The sequence below is a fragment of the Bradyrhizobium sp. genome, assembly GCF_049798375.1.
Lineage (GTDB): Bacteria > Pseudomonadota > Alphaproteobacteria > Rhizobiales > Xanthobacteraceae > Bradyrhizobium.
In genome coordinates, this window is the sequence record NZ_JBARGP010000463.1 from 1 (window position 1) to 7,630 (window position 7,630).

Sequence of the window (7,630 nt, forward strand, 5' to 3'; positions counted from 1 at the left end):
CGACGTTGACGAGGCCGATGAAGTGCACGCCGTCGGCGTCGAAGGAATACCAGCCGGCGCCGCGCGTCCCCTTGCCGTAGCGGTCCTTGTAGAACTTGACGTCCTCGTCGAGGAAATCGTGCTCGCCTGGTACGTAATGCACGTCAAGCTTGGCCTGCGAGATGATGCGGTCGGCATCGTCGAATTCGGAGGCCTTCGACAGATGCGAGATGTCGCCGGTGTGGATCATGAAGGACGGCTTGACCGGCATGGTGTTGATCTTGCCGATGGCCTCTTCAAGGGTCCCAAGCGCGTTGGGATTGGCCGGCTTGTCGAAGCCGACATGGCTGTCGCTGATCTGCAGGAAGGTGAGGCCGGAGGCTTTCTTATCGGCGGCCTGCGCGGCATCAACCAGGCCGAGCGAGCGCGGCACGCCGCCGGAAATGGTCCAGAGCACACCGGTGCCGGCCCAGGTCATGCATTCCAGCACTTTGCGGCGGCTGACGCCGTGATCGTCATGGTCGTGATGGCTCATCGCGCTTCTCCGTGGCACCCGTTTTGGGTTTGCAGGCGAGGAGACTGGCGAGGGGCCGGGTTTATTCCCGGCTCGGAATGAATCGGCTGCGGGTGACAGATGTGTGACCCTCGGATTTGATCCGGTCCAGAAGGGCTGCGCCGAACGGCGCCATTGCCAAACGGTGCGGAATCGCAAACGATCGGCAGAACGGGCTGGCGTCGCGACGCAACATGGCGCAGAACGGCGTTCTGGAACCAACTTAGCTGGGCTGCGTTTTGCGTTGCGACGTCAGCGCCTGACTTCGCCGCACGAGGGGATGCCGCGTGTCCGTTCGACTCACCTATGCCTGCCTGATTTCTGCCGTCGCGCTTCCGACTTTTGCCGTTTCGTCCCAGACGCTTACTCAGCCGCCGGATACCATGGCGGCACGTGTCGAGGCGTGCACGCCTTGCCATGGCAATAAGGGCGAGGGGACCAGCGACGTCTATTTCCCGAGGCTTGCCGGCAAGCCATCGGGCTATCTCTACAATCAGCTGCTCGCCTTCCGCAGCGGCCGGCGCAAATATCCGCCGATGAACTATTTGCTCGAATTCCTGCCCGATCCGTATCTAAAGGACATGGCCGACTATTTCGCCAGCCAGCATCCGCCATTGCCGACGCCTGCCGCCAGCGATGCGAGCGCAGACGTTCTGAAGCGCGGAGCGGCGCTGGTGACCCACGGCGACGTCGCCGCCCAGATCCCGGCCTGCGCGAGCTGCCACGGCCCCGCTTTGCTGGGCATGGAGCCGGGCATTCCGGGGCTGCTTGGCCTGCGCCCGAACTATGTCAGCGCGCAACTCGGTGGCTGGCGCTATGGCACCCGCACGGCCAAGGCGCCGGACTGCATGCAACAGGTCGCCGCGAAGCTGACCGAAGCTGACGTCACCGCGGTCGCGGCCTATCTCGCGACGCGGCCTGCACCCGCTAATGCGGCGCCGCTGCCGAAGGGCAGCTATGTCCTGCCGTTTGCCTGCGGCAGCGAGCCGGAATGAGGAGTGCGCCGATGAGACAGCTGTTCACCGCGCTCCCGCGCATCGCGGCATTGTTCGCGGGAATGCTGGCGGCTTCCGCCGTACACGCGCAGACCGCTGCCACCAATGATATCGTGAAGCGCGGCGAATACCTCGCGCGCGCCGGCGATTGCATCGCCTGCCACACCGCGCCGGAAGGCCGGACGTTTGCCGGCGCCCGTGCCATGCCGACCCCGTTCGGCACGCTCTATTCGTCCAACATCACGCCCGATCCGGAGACCGGCATCGGCAAATGGAGCGCGGACGATTTCTACCGGACCATGCATTCCGGCCGCTTCCCGGACGGTGGGCTGATCTATCCGGCAATGCCGTTCGCGTCCTACACCAAGGTGACGCGGGCCGACAGCGATGCGATCTTTGCCTATCTGAAATCGATCCCGCCGGTTCGCCAAAAGAACCGCGAGCATGATCTGCGCTTCCCCTACAACAACAGGCAGCTCATCCTCGGCTGGCGCACGCTGTACTTCAGCGAGGGCGAATTCAAGAACGACCCGGCCAAGTCGGCGGAGTGGAATCGCGGCGCCTATCTGGTCGAGGGGCTCGGCCATTGCGGCATGTGCCATTCGCCGATCAACGCGCTCGGCGGCACCTCGCAGTCAGACGCCTTCAAGGGCGGCCTGATCCCGATGCAGAACTGGTACGCGCCCTCGCTGACATCCAATCGCGAGGCCGGGCTCGGCAACTGGAGCATCAAGGACATCACCGACCTGTTGCAGACCGGCGTCTCCGCGCGCGGCGTGGTCTATGGCCCGATGGCCGAGGTGGTGCACAACAGCCTGCAATATCTCAGCGACGAGGATGCCCGCGCCATGGCGGTGTATCTGAAGGGCATCGCCGAAGGCTCTGCGTCATCAGCACCGGTCTCGACCCTGCCGAACACCGAAAGCAGCCTGCTGATCAGCCTCGGCAAGACCGTCTATGACAAGAATTGCGCGAGCTGCCATGGCGCGCAGGGCGAGGGCAAGCCGCCGCATTGGCCGCCGCTCGCCAACAACCAGTCGATCGAGATGCAATCCGCGGTCAATCCGATCCGCATGGTGCTGAATGGCGGCTATCCGCCGGGCACCAAGGGCAATCCGCGGCCTTACGGCATGCCGCCCTTCGCCGGCGTGCTGTCCGACAACGAGGTCGCCGCGGTGGTCTCATACATCCGTACCGCCTGGGGCAATCGCGGCACGCCCGTCTCGGCCCGCGATGCCAACGAGTTGCGCTCCGCTCCGCTGGATTGAGGATTTCATGATCAATTCCGAACATCCCGCCTCAGCCGACGAGCAGGCGCTTGACCGCGCGGTCGCCGAAGGTCCGCATGGCGCGCTGACGGTCGCCGGCATCGCCACTGTGATCGTGGTCGCGCTGTGGCTCGCCTTTTACCTGTTCGTGTTCCTGCCGCGCGGGGCGCTGCAATGAGCGTGCAGGCGGACAACCATCACGACAGCGCCGCGATCGCCGTCCGGACCGAGCGCCGCTGGGCGATCATCTCCGTCATCATCATCGTCGCGATGACCTTGCTCGCCGCACTCGCCGGCCTGCATCGGACCACCATGCCGCAGGCGCGCGTCGAGACCACCGATCCGTCGCGGCTTCATCTCGCTGGCGAGTTCGTGGAATCCAATCTCGGCACCGAGGTCGCCGCCGACGGCGCAGTCACGGTGCGCGCGATCGGGCAGCAATATTCCTTCACGCCGGCCTGCATCCTGGTGCCGGTGGATACGCCGGTCACCTTGCGCGCAACCAGCGCCGACGTGGTGCACGGCATCCTCGTTCAAGGCACCAACATCAACACCATGCTGGTGCCGGGCTACATCTCCGAGCAGTACATGCGCTTCTCCGCGACCGGCGAACATCTGATGCCGTGCCAGGAGTTTTGCAGCTTCGGCCACGAGGGCATGTGGGGCAAGGTCAAGGTGATCGACAAGGCCGCATTCGCGGCGCGGGCCAAGGCCGGGGGGAGACTGTCCTGTGTTGGTGAATAGACGGCTGATCCTGGCGCATTTCTGGCTCGCCTTTGCGGTGTTCGGAGTAGCACTGCTGCTCGGTGCCTGGCAGATGTTCGTGCGCAGCCCGCTGCACACCTGGCTAAGCAATCCCGAATGGTACTACCGCTCGCTGACCGCGCACGGCACCGTCATGGGCTATGTGTTCCCGACCCTGGTGGCGATGGGCTTCGGCTATGCGATCAGTGAGTCTTCGTTGCAGCAGCGGCTGGTCGGCGCGCGCTGGGCATGGACCGGCTATGTCCTGCTCGCGATCGGTGCCGTGATGGCGATGGTGCCGGTGGCGCTCGGCCGCGCCTCGGTGCTCTACACCTTCTACCCGCCGCTGATCGGCAGCGCCTTCTACTACATCGGCGTCGTGCTGGTCGTGGTCGGCTCGTGGATCTGGGTCGCGCTGATGTCGATCAACCTCTACGTCTGGAAGAAAGCCAATCCGGGCGCGGTGGTGCCGCTGCCGATGTTCGCCAATGTCGCCGGCTCCTATCTCTGGGCCTGGACCGCGGTCGGCGCCGCGCTGGAATTGCTGCTGCAGATCATCCCGGTCGCGCTCGGCCTGAAGAGCACGATCGATGCGGGACTGGCGCGGGTGTTCTTCTCCTGGACCTTGCACGCGATCGTCTATTTCTGGCTGATCCCGACCTACATCGCCTATTACACCATCGTGCCGCGTGCGATCGGCGGCCGGCTCTACAGCGACACCATGGCGCGGATCTCCTTCATCCTGTTCCTGGTGGTGGCGATGCCGATCGGCATCCATCACGTCTTCGCCGATCCGATGGTCGGTGCCGGCTTCAAGTTCGTCCACTCCGCCTTTACCGCATTGGTGGCGGTGCCGACCCTGCTGACGGTGTTCACGATCTGCGCCTCGGTCGAGATCGCAAGCCGCCTGCGCGGGGGCAGGGGCGCGTTCGGCTGGGTTCGCACGCTGCCATGGGACAACCCGATCATGCTGGCGGTGACGTTCTCCTTCATCATGCTCGGCTTCGGCGGCGCTGGCGGCCTCATCAACATGAGCTACCAACTCGACGCGACAATCCACAACACGCAATGGATCACCGGCCATTTCCACCTGATCTTCGGCGGCGCCATCGTCATCATGTATTTCGCCATCGCCTATGACCTGTGGCCGCATCTCACGGGGCGCGCGCTGACCGATCTCGGGCTGATGCGCACCCAGCTCTGGCTCTGGTTCATCGGCATGATCGTGACCACCTTCCCGTGGCACTATGTCGGCATCCTCGGCATGCCGCGCCGGATGGCTTATTACGACTACACCAATCCGGCGCTGGCGCCGGAGGCGATCCAGGTCTCGATCTCGGTGATCGGGGCGGTGATTCTCGTGATCTCAGGCGCGCTGTTCCTGGCGGTGCTGATCCGCGGCCAGCGCGCTCCGCTGGCGGACAGCGGTCCGTATCGCTTCAGCGTCGCGCTGCATCCGCCTGTCACCGTGCCAGCAGTGCTCAATAGCCACGGGCTGTGGATCGCACTGATGATCGGGCTGACCATTACCAATTACGGCTTCCCGATCCTGAACCTTGCGGTGCGGTCGGATACCTCGGTGCCGGCGGTCTATGTGGGAGCGCAATGATGAGCGCGCGCGAGCTGTTCTCGTTCCGCAACCCCCACACACGTACCGCGGTTGGCGTCACGGTGTTCGTGTTCCTGCTGTCGGCGCTGACCGGCTTCATCCTGCTACCTTACGCCCAGCCGCAGCTGAAATTCACCGGGATCTGGGACGCGATCTGCAGCGCCGCTGGCCTGCCGAGCGGCAACGCGACCACTGAGGCACCACCGGCCGGGGCACCGGGCTCGAAAGTGGTGCTGACTTCGGCCACGCTGGCGCATCCGAGCCAGCAGTCGATCGGCCGCGGAGCGACCTTGGCGCAACGCTGCGCCATTTGCCACGGCCCAACCGGCATCAGCCGCGCCGACTCGCCCAATCTCGCCGGGCAGTATGCCGCTGTCATCTACAAGGAGCTGTCGGACTTCCGCTCCGGCGCGCGCGTGAACGCGGTGATGACGCCATTTGCGCTCGACCTGACCGACCAGGAGATCGTCGATCTGGCCGCTTATTACGCCTATTTGCCGCGGCTGCCGGCCTTTCATCCGGAGCCGCCGCGAGCGCCTGGCACCATCGTGGTCTACGGCGCGCCGACGCGCGGCATCGCGCCCTGCGGCTCCTGCCATGGCAGCCTCGACAACAAGACCGGCAGCCCCTGGCTGGAAGGCCAATCCGCGGTCTATCTGAAGGCGCAGCTCGAGGCTTTCGCCTCGGGCCAGCGCCGCAACGACATCAGCGCGCAGATGCGCAACATTGCGCGCGCGATGACGCCGGCCGAGATCGAGGAGGCTGCGGCCTACTACGCCTCGCAGCCGGCTCAGATCGTCAAGGCGGTGCAGTAGGGCATCAACCGCTCCCGTGAAGAACAGGGAGAGGAGTGCACCTTTCCCGGCGCGATAGCAGAGCGCTCACTCGACTCATTTGCATAAACGCGGGCTCTCGGGCTAGCTGGGCCATTCGTCATTTGAGCCCAAGCCATGTTTCGAAAATCCATCAGGCAGAAGATCATCGGCATCGCCGCCGGGCTGATCGTCCTCGCGGTGATCACCTCCGCGCTGTCGATGGTGCTGGCCAGCCGGGTCGGCCATCTTCTGGATGAGCTGACCAATCGCTACATCCCCGCCTATGGCCATCTGGCACGGGTCAACATCCGCTCCCTGGAGCGCGCGGTCGCGATCCGCCGGATGATGGGCATGCGGATCATGCAGCCGACGCTGGATCAGGCGGCTTATGCGGAGCAGCTGAAGAATTTCAAGGAGCTCGACGCCGCCGTCGAGCAGGAGGCCGCAGAGGCGCGCCGGCTCATCAACGCGATCATCGACGATAACTCGACGCCGTCGGACAATGCCGCCCTGGGGCGTTTGGACGACCGCATCGAGAACGCGATGGACGATCTGCGACGGCGCCTGGAGGAGGAGAACGACAGGGTGCTCGAGCAACTCGAGGCCAATAATTTCCCGGAAGCCAGCCGCATCATGGTGCATATCGACCAGCTCAGGAGCGAGCTGAACAGCCGGATCGACGGCATTCGCGCCGACATGCTGCGCCAGGTCGAGGCGGGTGCCGCAATCGTGGTCCGCCAGCAGCGTCAGACCATCGTGATATCAGCGGCCGTGACCGGGATCGCCGCCGTGCTCGGTTTCTTCTTCGCGATGCTGGTCGGCTCAGGCATCACCCGGCCGGTGCTGCGGCTGCTGGAAGGCACGCGCGAGGTCGAGGCCGGCCGGCTCGACCAGTCGATCAGCATCACGACGCGTGACGAGATCGGCCAGTTGTCGGCCGCGTTCAACCGCATGGTCGAGCGGCTGCGCCAGAACCAGCGCGTCAGGGAGACGTTCGGCCGCTACATCGATCCGCGCATCGCCGACGGGCTGCTCGACCAGCCTGCGCTGGCCGCTGCCGACGGCCAGCGCCGCATCATGACGGTGCTGTTCTGCGACATGAAGGGATTCACCGCGCTCAGCGAAGGCGTGACGCCGCAAGGGCTGGTCAAGATCATGAACCGTTATCTGTCGACCATGTCGGAGCCGATCCATGCGCATCGCGGCATCATCGACAAATATGTCGGCGATGCCATCATGGCCTATTGGGGGCCGCCCTTCATCGACGAGGCGGAGCAGGCGGACGCTGCCTGCCTTGCGGCGCTGGAGATGGTCGGACGCGTCGAGGGCCTGATCAAGGAGCTGCCGGAGCTGCTCGGCGTGCGCGCGATCCCGGCCGACTGCGACATCCGGATCGGCATCGCCACCGGCGAGGCGCTGGTCGGCAGCATCGGCTCGGCCTTCATGATGAGCTACACCGTGATGGGCGCGACCGTGAACCTTGCCTCGCGCCTGGAAGGCGCCAACAAGCTCTACGGCAGCCGCTGCCTGATCTCGGAGGCGACCGCGGCGGCCTGCGTCAATTCGGTCGATGTCCGGGAGATCGATTGCGTGATTGTGCTCGGGCAGACGCAACCCCAGACCATGTTCGAGATCATGGGCGCCAAGGGCGCGCTGTCAGCGGAGCA

At 65.0% G+C, this 7,630-nt stretch carries 8 protein-coding genes; 7 read left to right on the plus strand and 1 reads right to left on the minus strand.

The features are described from left to right. The coding region (locus tag WA702_RS19090; protein ID WP_425112093.1) for a metallophosphoesterase family protein at positions 1 to 514 on the minus strand (514 nt) is incomplete at its 3' end. 332 nt (positions 515 to 846) lie between these two features. On the opposite strand from WA702_RS19090, the gene WA702_RS19095 reads away from it, so the two are divergent. From WA702_RS19095 to WA702_RS19125, 7 genes are all read left to right on the plus strand, one after another. Beyond that, complete coding sequence (locus WA702_RS19095) at positions 847 to 1,527, plus strand: c-type cytochrome (protein ID WP_425112099.1); 681 nt, start codon at positions 847 to 849, stop codon at positions 1,525 to 1,527. A gap of 62 nt (positions 1,528 to 1,589) precedes the next feature. Continuing rightward, positions 1,590 to 2,795, plus strand: coding sequence for a c-type cytochrome (locus WA702_RS19100; protein ID WP_425112100.1), 1,206 nt, complete (start codon positions 1,590 to 1,592; stop codon positions 2,793 to 2,795). A 7-nt stretch (positions 2,796 to 2,802) separates the two neighbouring features. Beyond that, positions 2,803 to 2,973 (plus strand): hypothetical protein, encoded by a 171-nt coding sequence (locus WA702_RS19105; protein WP_425112094.1) that lies wholly within the window; start codon positions 2,803 to 2,805, stop codon positions 2,971 to 2,973. Continuing rightward, the gene (locus tag WA702_RS19110) at positions 2,970 to 3,539 is read left to right on the plus strand and encodes a cytochrome C oxidase subunit II (protein WP_425112095.1); all 570 of its coding nucleotides are present in this window, start codon (positions 2,970 to 2,972) and stop codon (positions 3,537 to 3,539) included. Before WA702_RS19105 ends, WA702_RS19110 begins: the two co-directional genes overlap by 4 nt. Then, positions 3,526 to 5,148 carry a b(o/a)3-type cytochrome-c oxidase subunit 1 gene (locus tag WA702_RS19115; RefSeq protein ID WP_425112096.1) on the plus strand — a complete coding sequence of 541 codons (1,623 nt, stop codon included), beginning with the start codon at positions 3,526 to 3,528 and terminating at the stop codon, positions 5,146 to 5,148. The genes WA702_RS19110 and WA702_RS19115 overlap by 14 nt, the downstream gene beginning before the upstream one ends. Further along, complete coding sequence (locus WA702_RS19120) at positions 5,148 to 5,963, plus strand: c-type cytochrome (protein WP_425112097.1); 816 nt, start codon at positions 5,148 to 5,150, stop codon at positions 5,961 to 5,963. Before WA702_RS19115 ends, WA702_RS19120 begins: the two co-directional genes overlap by 1 nt. Before the next feature lie 135 nt (positions 5,964 to 6,098). Then, a partial coding sequence (locus WA702_RS19125; RefSeq protein WP_425112098.1) for an adenylate/guanylate cyclase domain-containing protein occupies positions 6,099 to 7,630 on the plus strand: 1,532 nt, incomplete at its 3' end.

Excerpts from the sequence above, each read along its gene's own strand:
- WA702_RS19100 (WP_425112100.1), top strand. The coding sequence starts at position 1,590 with ATGCTGGCGGCTTCCGCCGTACACGCGCAGACCGCTGCCACCAATGAT.
- WA702_RS19105 (WP_425112094.1), top strand. The coding sequence starts at position 2,803 with ATGATCAATTCCGAACATCCCGCCTCAGCCGACGAGCAGGCGCTTGAC.
- WA702_RS19110 (WP_425112095.1), top strand. The coding sequence starts at position 2,970 with ATGAGCGTGCAGGCGGACAACCATCACGACAGCGCCGCGATCGCCGTC.
- WA702_RS19120 (WP_425112097.1), top strand. The coding sequence starts at position 5,148 with ATGAGCGCGCGCGAGCTGTTCTCGTTCCGCAACCCCCACACACGTACC.